Source organism: Lysinibacillus phoenicis (assembly GCF_047238325.1).
Taxonomy (GTDB): domain Bacteria; phylum Bacillota; class Bacilli; order Bacillales_A; family Planococcaceae; genus Lysinibacillus; species Lysinibacillus irui.
This window is the reverse complement of sequence record NZ_JBDFMP010000002.1, coordinates 4,459,172-4,476,383: the sequence shown is the minus strand read 5'-3', so window position 1 is coordinate 4,476,383 and position 17,212 is coordinate 4,459,172. Positions and strand designations below refer to the sequence as shown.

Annotated in this window: 18 protein-coding genes and 1 other annotated feature; of the genes, 5 read left to right on the top strand and 13 right to left on the bottom strand. The window is 37.2% G+C overall.

The window, feature by feature from the left end:
- The first annotated feature begins 53 nt into the window (after positions 1 to 53).
- Positions 54 to 509 carry a hypothetical protein gene (locus ABC382_RS23965; RefSeq protein ID WP_412927262.1) on the top strand — a complete coding sequence of 152 codons (456 nt, stop codon included), beginning with the start codon at positions 54 to 56 and terminating at the stop codon, positions 507 to 509.
- A 3-nt stretch (positions 510 to 512) separates the two neighbouring features.
- Positions 513 to 995: a hypothetical protein gene (locus ABC382_RS23960; RefSeq protein ID WP_412927261.1), complete on the top strand. Its 483-nt coding sequence runs from the start codon at positions 513 to 515 to the stop codon at positions 993 to 995.
- A gap of 45 nt (positions 996 to 1,040) precedes the next feature.
- Here ABC382_RS23960 and ABC382_RS23955 read toward each other — a convergent pair whose 3' ends face one another.
- From ABC382_RS23955 to ABC382_RS23915, 9 genes are all read right to left on the bottom strand, one after another.
- Positions 1,041 to 1,613, bottom strand: a complete 573-nt coding sequence (locus ABC382_RS23955; protein WP_322605694.1) for an anthranilate synthase component II — start codon at positions 1,611 to 1,613, stop codon at positions 1,041 to 1,043.
- Positions 1,610 to 2,995, bottom strand: a complete 1,386-nt coding sequence (gene trpE / locus ABC382_RS23950) for an anthranilate synthase component I (protein WP_412927227.1) — start codon at positions 2,993 to 2,995, stop codon at positions 1,610 to 1,612. The genes ABC382_RS23955 and trpE overlap by 4 nt, the downstream gene beginning before the upstream one ends.
- 230 nt (positions 2,996 to 3,225) lie before the next feature.
- Positions 3,226 to 3,436, bottom strand: a binding site (T-box leader).
- A 50-nt stretch (positions 3,437 to 3,486) separates the two neighbouring features.
- Positions 3,487 to 4,545: a mechanosensitive ion channel family protein gene (locus ABC382_RS23945; protein ID WP_412927226.1), complete on the bottom strand. Its 1,059-nt coding sequence runs from the start codon at positions 4,543 to 4,545 to the stop codon at positions 3,487 to 3,489.
- Between the two features lie 78 nt (positions 4,546 to 4,623).
- Positions 4,624 to 5,496 carry a hypothetical protein gene (locus ABC382_RS23940; RefSeq protein WP_341386577.1) on the bottom strand — a complete coding sequence of 291 codons (873 nt, stop codon included), beginning with the start codon at positions 5,494 to 5,496 and terminating at the stop codon, positions 4,624 to 4,626.
- Between the two features lie 176 nt (positions 5,497 to 5,672).
- Positions 5,673 to 6,332 carry a phosphate signaling complex protein PhoU gene (gene phoU / locus ABC382_RS23935; RefSeq protein ID WP_412927225.1) on the bottom strand — a complete coding sequence of 220 codons (660 nt, stop codon included), beginning with the start codon at positions 6,330 to 6,332 and terminating at the stop codon, positions 5,673 to 5,675.
- A 13-nt stretch (positions 6,333 to 6,345) separates the two neighbouring features.
- Positions 6,346 to 7,179, bottom strand: a complete 834-nt coding sequence (pstB, locus tag ABC382_RS23930) for a phosphate ABC transporter ATP-binding protein PstB (protein WP_274793742.1) — start codon at positions 7,177 to 7,179, stop codon at positions 6,346 to 6,348.
- A gap of 12 nt (positions 7,180 to 7,191) precedes the next feature.
- Positions 7,192 to 8,070: a phosphate ABC transporter permease PstA gene (gene pstA, locus ABC382_RS23925; protein WP_274793743.1), complete on the bottom strand. Its 879-nt coding sequence runs from the start codon at positions 8,068 to 8,070 to the stop codon at positions 7,192 to 7,194.
- Between the two features lies 1 nt (position 8,071).
- Positions 8,072 to 9,019 carry a phosphate ABC transporter permease subunit PstC gene (pstC, locus tag ABC382_RS23920; RefSeq protein WP_312506837.1) on the bottom strand — a complete coding sequence of 316 codons (948 nt, stop codon included), beginning with the start codon at positions 9,017 to 9,019 and terminating at the stop codon, positions 8,072 to 8,074.
- A 64-nt stretch (positions 9,020 to 9,083) separates the two neighbouring features.
- A complete protein-coding gene (locus tag ABC382_RS23915; RefSeq protein WP_274793745.1) occupies positions 9,084 to 10,058 on the bottom strand; it encodes a PstS family phosphate ABC transporter substrate-binding protein in 975 nt (324 codons plus the stop codon).
- A 333-nt stretch (positions 10,059 to 10,391) separates the two neighbouring features.
- Between ABC382_RS23915 and ABC382_RS23910 the strand changes: the two genes are divergently transcribed.
- Entirely contained in the window at positions 10,392 to 10,583 is a 192-nt protein-coding gene (locus ABC382_RS23910) for a hypothetical protein (protein ID WP_274793746.1), read from the top strand.
- Positions 10,584 to 10,638: 55 nt separating this feature from the next.
- Here ABC382_RS23910 and ABC382_RS23905 read toward each other — a convergent pair whose 3' ends face one another.
- The 4 genes from ABC382_RS23905 to ABC382_RS23890 all read right to left on the bottom strand — a co-directional run bounded on the left by ABC382_RS23905 (position 10,639) and on the right by ABC382_RS23890 (position 16,086).
- Complete coding sequence (locus tag ABC382_RS23905) at positions 10,639 to 12,843, bottom strand: peptidoglycan D,D-transpeptidase FtsI family protein (protein WP_274793747.1); 2,205 nt, start codon at positions 12,841 to 12,843, stop codon at positions 10,639 to 10,641.
- Between the two features lie 284 nt (positions 12,844 to 13,127).
- Positions 13,128 to 13,733, bottom strand: a complete 606-nt coding sequence (locus tag ABC382_RS23900) for a superoxide dismutase (RefSeq protein WP_016995356.1) — start codon at positions 13,731 to 13,733, stop codon at positions 13,128 to 13,130.
- 174 nt (positions 13,734 to 13,907) lie between these two features.
- Entirely contained in the window at positions 13,908 to 14,387 is a 480-nt protein-coding gene (locus ABC382_RS23895; protein WP_274793748.1) for a DUF456 domain-containing protein, read from the bottom strand.
- Between the two features lie 67 nt (positions 14,388 to 14,454).
- Positions 14,455 to 16,086, bottom strand: coding sequence for a Na/Pi cotransporter family protein (locus ABC382_RS23890; protein WP_274793749.1), 1,632 nt, complete (start codon positions 16,084 to 16,086; stop codon positions 14,455 to 14,457).
- 191 nt (positions 16,087 to 16,277) lie between these two features.
- Between ABC382_RS23890 and ABC382_RS23885 the strand changes: the two genes are divergently transcribed.
- Together ABC382_RS23885 and ABC382_RS23880 are read left to right on the top strand one after the other, a co-directional pair.
- Positions 16,278 to 16,796, top strand: a complete 519-nt coding sequence (locus ABC382_RS23885; RefSeq protein WP_274793750.1) for a DUF1189 family protein — start codon at positions 16,278 to 16,280, stop codon at positions 16,794 to 16,796.
- Between the two features lie 52 nt (positions 16,797 to 16,848).
- Positions 16,849 to 17,193 carry a hypothetical protein gene (locus ABC382_RS23880; RefSeq protein WP_274793751.1) on the top strand — a complete coding sequence of 115 codons (345 nt, stop codon included), beginning with the start codon at positions 16,849 to 16,851 and terminating at the stop codon, positions 17,191 to 17,193.
- The last annotated feature ends 19 nt before the right edge of the window (positions 17,194 to 17,212 follow it).

The following is a 17,212-nucleotide window of genomic DNA, read 5'->3' as shown; positions in this document are numbered from 1 at the left end:
TCATATTAACTTTGCATATGGTAAAATATCTTATAATTACATACTACATTGAGGTGAAACTATTGGATTTATCCATCCTATTAATGAGTATCGGGATTCTTCTGATCATCATATCGTTCTTTTTCAAAAATAGTTCACAAAAAATCGAGAAAGATGTCGAAGAATTATCCATCTCTATATTTCAAGAAACGAATAATTTAAAGCGTCGCATGAAAATTGTCGAGGAAGAACTTTTATTAGAGCCTGAGTTCCAAGTGAAATCAAAATCAGCACCTAGTCCTCAGCAAGTACAAAGTCCTAAGGTTCAACAAGTGATGCAAGCTGTTCAACAGGCTGCACAAGCTTCAAAGGTTACATCAACAACAACGCAGACTAAACCCATTCATCAAATTATCGTTAGTCAGGTTCACGAATTAAATAAACAAGGTCTTTCTGTAGCAGAAATTAGTATCCGTTCTAATTTAACAGAAGAGCAAGTTCGCCAAGTGATTGCAAACGGAGGTCGATGATTGATGAACAAATCTGCCATCCGCGCATTCGGTATTGCAATTTTTCTTGTCGGGGCTTTGCTAGCTCTCGCAGGCCGCTATGATGTAAACATTGGTCTTCCTATGAAAGATTCTCCTAATCTGCAACAAGTAGAAGAACTGCAAATGAAGTTAGATAAGGCAAATAAAGAAATTGCCTCATTAAAGGAACAATTAAAGCCAGTACATAAGACTGAAGAAACTTCTTCACCAGATGCTTCTGAACAATCTGCTGATAAAACTAACACTGATGAGAAGATGATGACACTGCAAATATATAGTGGGATCACACCGTATATTGTTGCACAAAAGCTTGAGGATGGTGGCATCATTACAAATAGTGTTGAGATGGAGCTACTACTCGCAAACGCAAAATATGCTCGAAGCTTACAGATAGGCTCCTATGAGGTCAACTCTTCCATGACTCTTGAAGAAATTGCAAAATTAATCACAGGCAAAAAACAATAATATTAAAGCTGTCGCCAAATGAAGCGACAGCTTTTTTCTGTGTTATTACGCTATATTTTCTAAAAAGGCTTTCATCATGATACTGCCTTCTTTTGTGCCAATGGATTCTGGGTGAAACTGCAGTCCATAAAGAGGGTATTTTTTATGTTGAATCGCCATAATTTCCCCATCATCACCTGCTGTAGCAATAATGTTGAAATCTTTATGCAATGTCTGTGCTTCAATAATAAGGGAATGATAACGCATAACTTCAATGTCTCCATTTAGTTGTGCAAATAATCCCGTATTCTTATACTGAAGCGGTGACAGCTTTCCATGCATAATGTTTTTGGCTTGCACAATATTTGCCCCAAAAGCCTGCCCGATCGATTGATGGCCAAGGCAAATACCTAAAACAGGGAATTTTTCATGTAGCTCCTTAATCACATCCACCGTAATACCTGCTTCAGAGGGTGTTCCTGGTCCTGGGGATAAAATAATAGCTTCGGGTGACATTTCTTGAATTTCTTCTATTGTAATAGCATCATTTCGAACGACTGTGACACTTTTACCAAGCATACTGATTTGTTGAAATAGATTGTAGGTAAAGGAATCATAATTATCAATTAATAAAATCATTTTCTTACCTCCAATAGCGCACGAGCTTTATTAAGTGTTTCCTCGTATTCCGACAATGGATCTGAATCATAGACAATTCCAGCCCCTGCCTGTACATGTGCTTGTTGATCTTTAATAATCATTGTACGAATCGCAAGTGCCAAATCCATATCGCCGGTAGTTGAAATATAGCCTACCGCTCCCGCATAGACACCACGCTTAATCGATTCTAATTCATTTATCAGCTGCATGGCACGAATTTTAGGTGCTCCTGACACTGTCCCAGCAGGTAGAGATGCTCGTAAAACATCTAGAATGTGGAGGTCATCTCGTAGTTCCGCCGTTACCTCTGAAACAATATGCATGACATATTTATAGCGTTCGATAGTCATGTATTTCATAAGCTTTACAGTACCGACTTTGGCAATACGCCCTAGATCATTGCGCCCTAGATCCACTAGCATTCGGTGCTCTGCTATTTCCTTTTCGTCCTCTAACAAAGCTTTTGCAATTACTTCGTCCTGTACTGTTGTCTCACCGCGAGGCTTTGTACCTGCTATTGGGTTCGTTGTAACCATACGATTTTTAACTTTCACAAGACTTTCAGGGGAAGTTCCTAAAATAATATAGGAACCAAAATCCATGTAAAACATATACGGTGATGGATTAGATGTACGTAATTGACGATAAAGTGAAAATGGAGAGCCTGTAAATGGTGCTGAAAAGCGTTGTGATAGCACAATTTGAAAAATATCGCCTCTCAAAATATACTGCTTAGCTCGATCCACCAAAGAGACAAATTGCTCCTTTGAAAGCATTGGCTTAAAATGTAGTTCATCTACCTGCAATGCCTCAAAGGTCGTACCTGCACAAAGTTGTTGCTCCATCGTTGTAATAGCATTCTCCATTTCTGCTAATGAACGTCCCTCCTGAAATAGATCAATTGAAGCTAACGTAATTTCCTGTGTTAGATGATCAAAGACAATGAATGTATCATAGAAAAATACATGGACATCTGGCATCACTAATTCATCCTGTAAATATTCTCCGATTTTTTCCGTATAAAAAGCTGTTTCATAGCCAAAATAACCGATGGCTCCACCAAAAAAGGCAAAGGGATAGCTTTCTTCATGGAAGGGTATGACTTCCTTTAATTTATCGAGTACATTCCCCTTTGATTTGTCATTTTCTTGTCCTTTGGAAAAGTAGAATTCTTCCTTGTTTCCTTTTAATTCAGCTACTGGATTTAGGGCGATAAAAGAATATCTTCCACTTTCCTCATGCTTAGCTGATGATTCGAACAACATTTTATGCTGCCCTGTAAGTGATTGATACACAGAGATAGGGGTCATCATATCCCCCTGTAAAACTTTCATGGCATACTTTCTAACCTCAACTGTCATACTCTTCTCTCCTTCTCTAAGCTCTGCTCTTCTACACCAATATATCTTGATGTCTCAAGAAAACTCTGTTACATTCGATTGAGACATCATCTTGATTCAACGGTTGCTTAAAATCCGTATGCAAATTAAGTATTGATCTCCCTCATAAAAGGAGGAAATCTATTATACCTGGCATCATCATTTTTCGGAATAAATATTGCTGAATCAAAATAAAAAAGGCCTCTCCATCACAAAAGGACGGAAAAGCCGTGGTGCCACCTTCATTGGTCTTTAAGCAAGACCCTCTCTAAGCCTTATAACGTAGGCACACGCTAATCCATACTTGTAGTTCAGGATTAGAGCTCCGAAGTCCATTCACTATTCGTTTGTACTAGTTTCCACCAACCACTAGCTCTCTATGACAAATCAATAATAGTTACTATTCTTCATCAATGCTGATTTCTAGCTAATATTGTAAAGCAAACTATCACACAATTCAATTTATTTTTGTTTTATAAATCGTTATCCTCTGGATAGGACGCTAACGTAATTGAAAAATCCTCCACTATTTGACGAATGGCGAATAAAATATCCTGCCGTACTTCCATCATAATAGCTGTGTCGTTCGTTGCGATAAAGAAACGTATGAGCACACGATAACAATTATGATGAAATTCATCAATATAAACATGAATCATCTCTTTCTCTGTTTGAGCATGTAAATATATTTCCTTATGCATAGCCGATAAAGCGCCACGGATAGTATCCTCATCATTTTCTGCAGCTATATAGAGAAATTGTTCGCATTTTCTTTTTTCTCGTCTCGATAAATTATAAATTGGTCGATTGACTAAATAAGAATTCGGTACATACACAAGCCCTTTATCTCCTGTTTGGATTAAGGTACTTCTAAGATTGATATCTTCAATTGTCCCTTCGATTTTCTGATCTTCAGTCGCTATCCAATCCCCAATTTGGAATGGATTATCTAATGCTACGGACATGCCCCCAAACACATGAGCTAATGTATCACGAATCCCAAAGGCAATCGCTACTCCTGTTAAACCAATCCCTGTTAAAAAACCATTGAGATTGAAATTCCATAACGAAGCAATCGTAAACATAGCAAAAATCATAATAAGTACTTTACCAATTCGTAGAAAAAACGGTAATAAAACATTCTGATCCTCTTCACTCGTTAGTTCAAATGGCTGCTTCGTATAAAAATGTAATACATCGTAAACACCTTTAAAAGCAAAAAACACCATAAGAGATAGGACAAAGTTTTTTGTTGATTTATGCGTAAACAATGGGACTTCTATTAGATATGATAGACTTAGAACAATGACAGCCGTCATAAACGCAAAGCCAATTGCTTTACTAAACTGGGCTAGCACGTTTGCTTGGAAATGTCGCTGACGATTTCTTAGAAATGTTACAACACGGTTAATAATTTTTTTAATGACAAATCGTTGAATAAGCCAACCAACTAGACAAATGATGATCGCAATCAAGACATCCATCCATGTCGGGACTGTAAATTTAGGTAAAAACCAATGTAATGAATCCATGTATTTCTCCTTTAAAGTACCTATGTATCTCCAACAAAAAGGAGCTGACCTGTAGTAATAATGGCTAGCCCCCTTTTGTTATTGTATTGCATCATCCGCAAAAAAAGCCTTACTAGCAAACCAAAATTGCTGTTTATTAAAATTATGTTCCTGCATCGCAATGACTGAAAATTCAGCATGGTATTTTTGCTTCATTTCCTCTAGCATGATTTTCGTTTGCTTCCCTACTAAATGCTTTCCATCAATGGGCGTTCCTTCTGTAAAAATGATAACTTCTGCTTCAGCACCAAGTTGATTTTCCTGCAGCAACGCTTTAACAAACTGCAAAACAGGCAAAATAGCAGCCTCTCCCTTTGCCTTATATTCGATAAAGCTTTTAAAATCAGCTAAATTTAAATGTCCATTTTCAAAGCGGTAATGAACATGTATTTGCTGATCATAAGGGACAATATATAAATCGCGACTTTCACGATGTGCATTCATAAATAATGGCAAAATCATGCTTTTACAAAGCTCTGAGTAAACAGCCATCCCTGTAGTTTGTTCCAAACAAATAATTAACGGACCAGGCTCTTGCTTATACTCATGAAATGGAACATAAAACACATTTCCACTTTTCAACGTTTGCTGCTTGAGCTTTTGACGTCTGAGCTCTGACCATTTGTGTTCATAATACAAACGTTGTTCACGGCCATCAGCTAAGCGTTCAGCTTTCTCAATAGGAGGGATATTTTCTCTTATTTCATGCATAATATCTGCCAATTCAAGTGCAAATGCTGCCATATTGCGTAAAGGCTCACTCTTGAAAAAGTAGTCGATGAAATAACGTTGCTCCCTGTCGTTTAGTTCTTCAAGATGTAGATTTTCATACAAAAAATGTAAATAGTTACATTGCTCTTCTGTCATGTCCAAGTTCAATTTTTCTATGAGTGATTGTATCGGATTTTTCACGTAGCAGCACCTCCAAAGCACCACATTTTTTGGATAATGTCTATAGTATAACCAAAAAATTTTTTTGACAATACAAATACGCTTGTTATATTGACGATACTAAAAAAACTTGGTTGCTCCTACAAGTGAACTTTTGTCCAAATAAAAAGAAGAGCTTTATTAGCAGCTCTTCCCCCTTAATTATTTAATTCATAATGTTTGCCTTTGACTAAGTAAAATAGATGTTCGGCAATATTTGTGGCATGGTCAGCCGAACGTTCTAAATAGCGGCAGATAAATGTGAGATGTGTAATTTGAGAAATATGTGCCGGATTTTCTACACCAGCGCGAAGTAAAAGTGTAACCGTTGCACCATATAAATCATCCACATAGTCATCTAATTCAGCAATTTCTTTAGCACGCACTGTATCTTCTTCTGTAAAGGCCTTCATGATACTCTCTAACATTTCTACTGTTTTATTACACATTGTTTGCAAATTAGTCATCGGAAATACTATAGGTTCTTTGCCAATTCGAATGGCTTCTTTAGCGATGTTGACTGCATAATCGCCCACTCTTTCCATATCGGATGCGGCTTTTACAAGGACCATTAAACGGCGTAAATCTGTTGCCACTGGTTGTTGCCTAGCAATCATTAAAATAACATGATCATTTATCGCTTCTTCAAGACGATTAATCACTAAATCATCTTCTAAAATTTTTAAGGCTTTTTCTAAATCCTGCTCTACTAAAGCTTCAAACGCTGTTTTTAATGCTAGAATACTACTGTTGGCAAGGGCCACAAATTGTCCCTGCACTTCTTTCAGCTCTTGTTCAAAACGCTCACGTACTACCATCTATTGCTCCTCCTTAGCCGAAACGTCCTGAAATATAGTCTTCCGTACGTTGATCTGCTGGTGTTTGGAAGATGATATCCGTTTTATCGTATTCTACTACTTCTCCGCTAAGGAAGAATGCTGTACGATCGGAAATACGTGCAGCTTGTTGCATGTTATGTGTCACGATAACAATTGAATAATCCTGCTTCAGCTCTTGCACAAGCTCTTCTACTTTTAATGTAGAGATTGGGTCTAATGCGGATGTTGGTTCATCCATTAAGATGACATCTGGTTCAATCGCTAAGCAACGAGCAATACAAATACGTTGTTGCTGACCACCTGATAAGCCATAAGCATTTTGATTTAAACGATCTTTTACTTCATCCCAAATTGCTGCGCCACGTAGCGACTTCTCAACAATTTCATCCAGAATTTTTTTATTCTTAATACCGTGGATTCTTGGTCCATACGCAATGTTATCATAAATAGATTTTGGAAACGGATTAGGTTTTTGGAACACCATTCCTACACGTGTTCTTAATTCCTCAACCGTATAATTTTTATCTAAAATATTACGTTCACGATATAAAATTTCACCAGATGTACGAACACTTGGTACAAGCTCGACCATTCTGTTTAACGTTTTCAGATACGTCGATTTACCACAGCCAGAAGGCCCAATAATCGCCGTTACTTCATTTTCATAGATGCTTAAATTAATATCCTTCAAGCCATGATGATCGCCATACCATAAATTTAAATCACGTGTATCATAGACAATATTTTTGGCCACTTCCGCAGCAGGCTTAGTTGTCGCTCGAATCGGTTTAACAATAGTTTTTTCATCTTTTAAATCTAGAACCATAAGGTCACCTCATTAATAACGTTTTTGGAATTTATTTCGAATAAAGATGGCAATTGAATTCATCAATAGCAGGACAGTCATGAGCACTAAAATACCTGCGGCTGCCACATACTGAAAGGCTTCTTGTGGTCTTTTTGCCCAATCATAGATTTGCATTGGTAAGGCTGTAAATTGACTCAATAAACCGTTCGGTAAAAACTGAAGGATAACTGGAATCCCGATAACAACAAGTGGTGCTGTTTCTCCAATGGCACGAGACATTGCTAAAATACTGCCTGTCAGAATACCTGGAATTGCAGCAGGTAGCACAACACGTAAAATCGTTTGCCATTTTGTTGCACCCATACCATATGAAGCTTCTCGTTGCTCATTCGGTACAGCACGAATGGCTTCCTGTGCAGCCACAATGATAACAGGTAAGATTAATAAACTCATTGTTAACCCAGCAGCTAAAATACTTTTACCTAGACCCATCATACGTACAAAAATTGTTAACCCTAGTAAACCAAAAACAATGGAAGGTACACCTGCTAAATTCGATATATTCATTCGAATAAAGTCGTTGATTCTATTTTTCTTTGCATACTCTTCTAAATAAATTGCAGTACCTACACCTAAAATAATCGATACAGGTGCAACAACTGCCATTAACCAAAGCGAACCTATTAAAGCTGCCTTGATCCCTGCCTTATCTGCAAACCTCGATGCAAAATTCGTTAAGAAATCAATATTTAAGTAATCAATTCCTTGTGTCACGATACGATATAACAAAATGGCTAATGTCACAAGCGCAAACGTAGTAGCTAAGAAAAATAATGCTTTCCAAACTTTATTGAATGTAATACGCTTTGACATTCGTTTCATGACGACTGTATCATCCATATAACGCATGCTAGTAAACCTCCCTGAAGCGTTTAGAAATATAGTGAGCAAGTAAATTCATTACTAGCGTAAAGATAAATAATGTAAATCCTACTGAATAAATAGAGTAGTAAATAGTTGTACCATAGCCTGCATCACCAGTTGAAACTTGTACAATATATGCAGTCATCGTTTGAATGGAATCCGTTACATTGAGATCAAATTTCGGTGTAGAACCACCCGCAAGAGATACGATCATCGTTTCTCCAATTGCCCGGGAAATAGCTAATACAACTGAAGCTACAATTCCAGATAGTGCTGCTGGTAATACGACTTTGATTGCTACCTCAAATTTTGTTGCTCCTAGGGCTAAAGCTCCCTCACGCATACTATTTGGTACAGAAGACATCGCATCCTCTGAAAGAGATGTAATCATTGGTAAAATCATGATCCCTACAACAATTCCTGGGCTTAAAGCATTAAATAATTTTAGTCCAGGTACAATTTCCTGTAATAGAGGTGTGACAAACGTTAAAGCAAAGAAACCATATACAATCGTTGGTACACCTGCTAATACTTCTAAAATAGGTTTCACAATTCTTCTCGTTTTCTCACTTGCATATTCACTTAAATAAATAGCTGAAGCAATTCCAAATGGTACGGCTACTACAACTGCAATAAGTGTCACTTTTAATGTTCCTGCGATTAACGGCAAAATCCCAAACAACGGTTCATTCCCTGAAAACGGTAACCATTTTGTACCAAAAAGGAAGTCCGTAATCGACACACGTTTAAAGAATTCAAACGTTTCAAAAATAAGGGTGAAAACAATGCCAAATGTCGTCAAAATAGAGATAATAGCTGCAGAAAATAATAGAGTTGGCATTGCTTTTTCCACTATTTTCTTTGTTTTTTGATTGCGCGAATTTGCAATTAATTGCTGAACAGATGATGTCTTATTTTCCTTTTGAGAAACCATTGGGAACTCCTTTCAAATAAGCGAGGGAAAGAGCATACATCTCTTCCCCTCTATGCATGTCTACTTATTTTAAGCCTTCTAAAGTTTTTAGGCCTTCAGTATATTTTTCTTCTGGTAAACGCACATAGCCTACTGCTTCAGCCATATCACCTGCGTTTTCAAGTGTAAATTTAATGAAGTCATATGCTGCTTCATTGTCTTTCATCGCACTATTTTTCACATATGTGAATAATGGGCGTGAAAGTGGTGTATATTCTCCACCTTCAATTGTTTCATTAGTTGGCTCTACGCCATTTACTTTGACAATGTTTAATTTATCTTTGTTTTCTAGATAGTAGGCATAGCCGAAGAAGCCAATTGCGTTTTTGTCACCAGCCACACCTTGCACTAGCATATTATCATCCTCTGATAATGTTGCTGAGCTTACTAGATCTGCTCCATCTAAAATGACTTCATCAAAGTAGTCGTATGTGCCTGAATCAGTTCCTGGTGAATAGTAAACGATTTTTTCATCTGGCCAAGATGGATCAATATCAGACCATTTTTTCTCTTTACCATCTTCAATCCAAATTTTTTGTAGTTGTTCTACCGTTAAATCCTTCGCCCAATCATTCTCTGGATTCACAACTACTGATAAACCGTCATATGCTAAAGCTAGCTCAGTAAAATCAATGCCCGCTTCTTCTAACTTAGCTTTCTCTTCATCTTTTATATTACGAGATGCATTTGAAAAGTCTGTTTCACCCGCGATGAATTTTTCAAAACCACCACCAGTACCAGAAACCCCCACTGATACTTTGACATCTGGTTGTGTACCTGCATACTCTTCAACAACTGCTTCAATAATTGGCGCAACTGTTGATGAGCCATCTCCAGCTACAGAGCCTTGTAGCTTTTCATCAGCAGCTTCTTGTCCTGAACTTGCTGGTGCGTTTGTTTCTGCATTGTTTCCATTTTGTGCAGAATCGCTACCACATGCACCTAGCATTAATGCAGAACCCATTACTGCTGTCATCGTTAAGTACTTCCACTTTTTCATCTCATTTGCCTCCGTCATGAACTGTTTTATAGTTATTTGTCTTACAATCTTTACTATAATGACTGATTGTTGAAGTCGTATAAACTGTTCGTAAAAGAGATGTAAAGGAATGTAATGCTTTGTAAACGATTGTAAAGATACATTTACAATTGAGGAAACTTGCTTCCTATAGGAAAGGTGTTATAATAGAAAATTGTGTCAAGAAGTATAATATATAGATTGAGGAAGACTCCTCTATAAGGGAGACTTTAGTGCAAGCATCTGAGGAATATCACAGAAAAATGATAATCATTATACAGAGCAGTATTGGATAAGGAGAGTTTGACCTTTGTCATGAAACATGCAAAAGTACAAAATGCCGATTATTTTAAAACATATTTGTCATTAATAATGGAACATCGGGAATTTACACTTCAAGAAGCCATTGAATTTATGATAGCTTCTTATTTCTATCACAATATAGAGCTTTATGGGAAAAAGCCTAAAGAGCAGTTTGAATTAGCTATTCAGCAATTATCTGCCTAACTTTTTCTTTCTATAATAGAAAAACCGCCAGGCACTTAAATGCCTAGCGGTTTATTTATTGTTGCTCATCTTCACCAATCTTTTCCTCTGTAATGGCAGGTAAAATTGGCTGTTTTACATTACTATCTGTCACTTTTTCTGCTTGATATTTGGCTTTTAATTCAAAGTATTTATCTAATGAACGTCTAGCAATTACGTTATTTTGATAGTAGTGTGGGGCTAAATTTGTATTAACCCATGGGATAACAACTGCATAGGCAATTTCAGGGTTTTCATATGGTGCAAAACCAACATGTGTTAAGTTGATCGTGTTTGTACCAAAGTATTCACGTAGTGGACCATAGTATACTACCTCTGCAGTACCAGTTTTCCCAGCAGCTGTATATGGAGTATCCGCAAATTGAGCTCTTGCTGTACCTTGATTACCAGTATACACACGACGTAACCCTTGTTTTACATAATCGATTTCCTCTTTTGGATTATCAATTTGATTCAAAATGGTTGGTCCTATTTCTGTTACTAACTGTCCAAATTGTTTACCATCTTGTGATGGATCACGAACCTCTTTCACAACATGTGGCTGAATACGATAGCCACCATTGGCAACTGTTGAAATATATTGTGCTAATTGCAGAGTTGTATAAGTGTCATACTGTCCGATGGCCAAGTCAAGTGTTTTACCCCCCATCGTTGGACCTGATGGACCACGAACCCCACTAAATTCATTTGGTAAGTCAATACCTGTTTTTACACCTAATCCAAATTGCGCATAGTTATTACGCATTTTTGGGAATGTATCATCCTTTAAACGTAAAGGCATGCCATAACTGTACGGTGTTCCATTAATTAACAGCGCAATCTTAAACATAAAAGAGTTGGAAGAACGTTCTAATGCTAACAAGTCATTCATCGGGATATATCCACCCCTGTTAAAAATAGAAGTTTTCGGGTCCGTGCCAGCTAATATAATCGGCTCATCTCCCATAGAAGTACCCATCGAAATAACGCCCTGATTATAGCCAGTAAGAACGGTCGCTGCTTTAACAGCTGAACCTGCCTCATAAGCTGTTGTAAATGATCCATATGCATAGTCAACAACTTCATTTTCCCCTGTCTCGGGATTCTTTTCTATTTTCTTACCAACCATAGATAAGATGTCCCCTGTATTCGGGTCCATCATAATTAAAAAGGCTCGATCTAATAAGTACGATCCAGGAAGTGCCTTTAAATTAAGCAGCTCTTCTTCTACAATCTTATCCGTGGCAGCTTGCAACTCACTATCTAATGATAGGATTAAATCTTTACCAGGCTCCCCTTCATAAGTGGTAACTGTATCGACTACCTGTCCTTTTTTATTGGTAATATTTTTGACGACTGTTTTTTGACCTTGTAGTAATTCTTCATATTGTGCTTCAATATAACTTTCTCCCACACGGTCATTACGTGAATAGTCACGTGCTAAATAATAATTGAGCTTCTCTTTCGGTATCCCTTTTGTTGGAACCGTTGTACGTCCAAGAATAGATAAAGATGATAACTTTACACGTTTCCAGTCTGTTGTTGTGTTAACACCTGGCAGTTCAGTTAAACGCTCAGATACACGTGCAAATTCTTCTGCTGATACATTTTCACTTTTAATAATTTGAGGAGATAAATTATAGCCAGACACCATTTCTCGATAAATAGCTAATACTTCTAAATCTTCCTCTGTTAATTGTAAAAGCTCTTCATTCGTAATACGTTCTCGTACCAGTTTATCAATCTCTGCATTGATTTGACTTGTTGTAATATTTTCTTTTGTTCGGATCTTTGTTTCTTCTGCCTTTGTGACCTTTTCATAGGCAGCATCGTGATTTTTGAGTATCCAGAAATCTTGTTTATCACGCAGTGTGACACGATTTGTTGGTTGTTCAATTAATTGTGCTAACTTTTTCGCGATATCGAGCATTTCCTCTGATGTTGTCGTTTGCATTTTCGTATACGTAATCGCATTTTCTGGGTGATTATCTACTAAAATACGTCCGTAACGATCATACATGCGACCTCTAGGCACACTTGTATTGACAGGAACTTCTTCTGTACGTTCTAAAATACGTACATAATCTTCCCCTTTGACGATTTGCATATAGCCAAGTCTAAATATTAACATTGAAAATACGATAAATATTGCAAAGAAAAGGATATTCATACGAAATGTTAAATTAGAGTGATGTTTTGCTTTAACACTCGCCGCGCGGTTTTTTCCTGGTGCTTTGCGCATATGTATTCCCCTCCTCATCTTCTAATCATTTCAATACACGATACTAAGTATACCATTCGAAGGTATGACAGAAAAGCACGCACTTACGAATTCTTGTGGAAAACATCATTTATTTGACGGTCTTTCTAAAGAAAGGTTGCCTTACTTTCTGCTACCTAACATTTCGATATCCTTTATTCGTCAGATTAACAATTCCAAGCTGCAAACTTGAACATTTTTTTCCAACAAAAAAGGCTATGCCTCAGTGATTGCTCACCGTTGGCATAGCCATTTACTTAACATTATTATTTTGCAGCTTGGAATTTAGCTTCTACTACATCCCAGTTTACTACGTTCCAGAATGCACCGATGTAATCTGGACGACGGTTTTGGTAGTTTAAGTAGTATGCGTGTTCCCAAACATCTAAGCCTAGAACTGGTGTTTTACCTTCCATTACTGGAGAGTCTTGGTTTGGAGTAGACGTAACAGCAACTGAGTCACCATCAACGATTAACCAAGCCCAACCTGAACCAAAGCGAGTTGTAGCAGCTTTAGCAAATTCTTCTTTGAAAGCATCGAAAGAACCGAATTTAGCATCGATTGCTTTTGCTACTTCGCCAACTGGTGTATTTGAGCCGCCTGGTGCGATTACTTCCCAGAATAATGTATGGTTAGCATGTCCGCCACCGTTGTTGCGTACAGCAGTTTGTTTGTCAGCTGGAAGAGCATCAAGATTTGCGATTAAGTCGTTAATATCCTTTTCAGCAAATTCAGTACCTTCTACTGCTGCGTTTAAGTTTGTTACATAAGTATTGTGGTGTTTAGAATGGTGAATTTCCATTGTTTTTGCATCGATATGTGGTTCTAATGCATCATAAGCGTAAGTTAATTGTGGTAATTCGTAAGCCATTGTTAAGTTCCTCCCTAAAATAAGAAATAATTAGTACATCCTTAGATTATCAAAATTGGTCAAACCATTCAACGAAAAATACTTCAATTTGAAGATTTCAGCCTTTTGACCGAAATACCGATACGTTTACTATCTTACCCTTACGTCACAATCATTAAACATCAAAAGTGAAGGCTAAATCGCGATAAAAAATACAATGATCATCACAATTTGAATGACAGCTTTGGCAACTGTAGATGTTAAAAAGCCAATTAAGGAGCCTACACCACTTTTCACTGCCTCACTAAATGTACGTTTTTCAACAATTAATTCTGCGATCACTGCACCTAAAAATGGGCCAATTAAAATCCCTGCCACTGGAATAACAAATGGACCAATTAATAAACCAATGGTACTCCCCCACATGCCAGCATTGGAGCCCCCAAACTTTTTTATACCAAACGCATTTGCCACAGTATCGGCTCCAAATAATAACACTACAAATAGTATTTCTATCACCCAGAACCACCAGTTTAAGTCTGCGAATGAGAAAAATACGCCATATAGCAAAAATCCACCAACCAAAAACAGAACACCCGGGATGATGGGATACACTAAACCAACAAATGAAATAATAAAGCAGGCAATCACTAAGATCCAGCCAACAACTTCCATACAGTTTCTCTCCTTTTATCGTGCGTTGCCTTTCATACGGATTAACAAAGCGAAAAGTTTCATGTCGCTAATGACGAATACCTAAAATAGAATCTGCAATGTTTACCGCATGGTCCCCAATGCGTTCCAAATTGCTGACAATATCCATATAGACAATCCCTGCAGCCCCACTACATTCATTAGTGTTCAATCGTGCAATATGTTTTTGACGGAGTTTATCCTCCATGTCATCAATCAAGCTTTCTAACTCTGTCACTTCTTGGGCTAAACTTAAGCTCGCCGTATCCAGTGCTTCTATGCTTTTCCTTACAGCCTCTATTGCTAAACTAAACATACCAATCAAATCTTGTCTTGCTGATTTACTTAAGCTCACTTCATGGTGATCCTTGTATTGTAAAAGTTCTATTATATTTTCAAAATGATCGCCAATCCGTTCAAAGTCTCGCACATTTGTTAATAGGGTATGGTGTCTTACTGAGTCTGCACGAGAAAGAGGCTGCTTAGACACCATGACTAAATAATCCGTAATCTCGTTATCTAAATGATTAAGTCCAACCTCTAATTGTAAAACCGTAGGAATATGTTCAGATTCACCGGTTTTCATATATAAAAATGTTTCTTCTAATCCACGTAAAGCATGCTCACCCATTCGTAAAACTTCTTCTTTCGCTTGGCCAAGTGCAATGGCTGGAGAGGAATCAATAAATGTTGGATCTAAATGCTTTGTTGTTACATTAATATTGCCATCATGTCCTGGTAGTAACTTTGTAACCAATGCCGCTAGTCCAGCTATAAATGGTAATTGAATCATCATATTAAAGACATTGAAAGAGCCGTGTGCTACAGCAATTTGCATGCGAGGCTCTAAATGAAATACCCCGCTCACCCACTGTACGTATTGCATAAATGGTGTGAAAAATATCATAAAAATAATCGTGCCAATGACATTAAAAAGTACATGTGCTGCAGCTGCACGTTTTGCATAGATAGAGGCACCAAGAGAAGCTAAAACCGCTGTAATGGTCGTGCCAATATTTTCACCAAATAATATCGGTAAAGCACCATCTAAGCCAATTAAATGTTCTGCATATAAACCTTGCAGCACACCAACTGTTGCAGTAGAGCTTTGCACTAGTAATGTAAAAATGGACCCTAAAAATACACCTAATATTGGTTGATTACTTAAATGAAGCGTTAAGGATGCGAAATCTGCTAGTTGATGTAATGACTGCATACTAGCACTCATCAATTCTAGTCCTAAAAATAAACCACCAAAGCCAAATAGTATTTGACCAATATGTTGATACGTTGCTTTTTTTAAGAAAAATAGACAACCCGCACCGATAGCTAGCAAAGGATAAAAATAGATACCAATATTAATCCCAATAATAAAAGCTGTAATGGTAGTACCAATATTTGCCCCCATAATTACGCCGATTGCTTGACGTAATGTTAAAAAACCAGCACTCACTAACCCCACAGTGATTACTGTTGTTGCCGAACTTGATTGAATGCAAATTGTTACAATTATGCCCACTAAGACGCCCATAATCGGGTTAGTGGTAAAGCGATTTAACCATTCACGTAAACGTTCATCCGCTGATTTCTGAAGCCCCTCTCCCATAAATTTAATGGAAAATAAAAATACCCCTAACCCACCTAAAAACTGAAAGAGTATGCTTTGCCAATCGATTGTCAATTATTTTCGCTCCAATTCTTACATCTCTACTCTATTTCTAATCATTAAATGATTACAAACAAAAAGTAAAGAAATCCTTTAACTTCTTTACATAATGTTAACATTTTATCATCTAAACTGACTTCATTTATACTTCTTTCATACCTTGTCCTCTACGAACATGTTAAACTATCACTTGGAGGAGATATAGCATGAAACACTCACAGCTTTTTATCGATAGTCTTATTCATCCTAAAAAACTAGCAGCCTATCGTTTATTACCTATTGGAAAGGTTATTCAATATACTTTTCTACTCATTACCATCGTATCCGTATTCTCTTTAGGTCGCTTTGCGGCTGGTATGTCAGTCGATACGTTTGATATGGATAATTTCAATGGTTTAACCGAATACATAGATGGCATTAAATGGCTCTTATATCCATTCACATTTCTGATGCTTTTTGTCTTTACAACGATGCTCATCTTTGCACAAATTGCTCTTTATGCTTTAGCTGGTTTATTTATCCTTAAAGTGATGAAACGCCGTGGAGAATATCGTCACATCTGGAGAACAACTACTTTTGCTATTACTTGGGCAACTTTACTATCGATGCTAGCAGACTATTTACCAATTAACAGTACCATTATCTCTGTACTCTCTTTATTATTAACTGTTACTCTATTAATTGTGGCCTTTACAAAATATCCGAAACAACCAAATATAAAATAATGTGCATGAATCCCCCCTCTTCTAAATATAGTGTAGAAAAGGAGGGGATTTTTTGCGCGCATTCATCTTAACAGCTATCATCATTGTCATCGCCTTTGTTGTCAAAGTAGATTTAACAGAAGGGTCCATACCGCTGGCTGCTTTAACCACGAAAAACTCAGAAAATGGACTTTGTGAGAAACAGCGTGAGCCCAATTATATTACAGTACAAACGATTGAAGGAGATACCATTCATAGCCTATTTGCCCTACACCCTGCAAAAGTTCCCATGACCTTTCCAGAACGCTTACAACTTTTTTATAACTTAAACCCACACTTACAATTACAAGCACTAATTCCTGGTGAAAATATCAAGCTTCCTCTCTCGTTTGAATTTGAAAACAAATGCCTAAAATGAAAAGTTAGCGTTTCTTCCT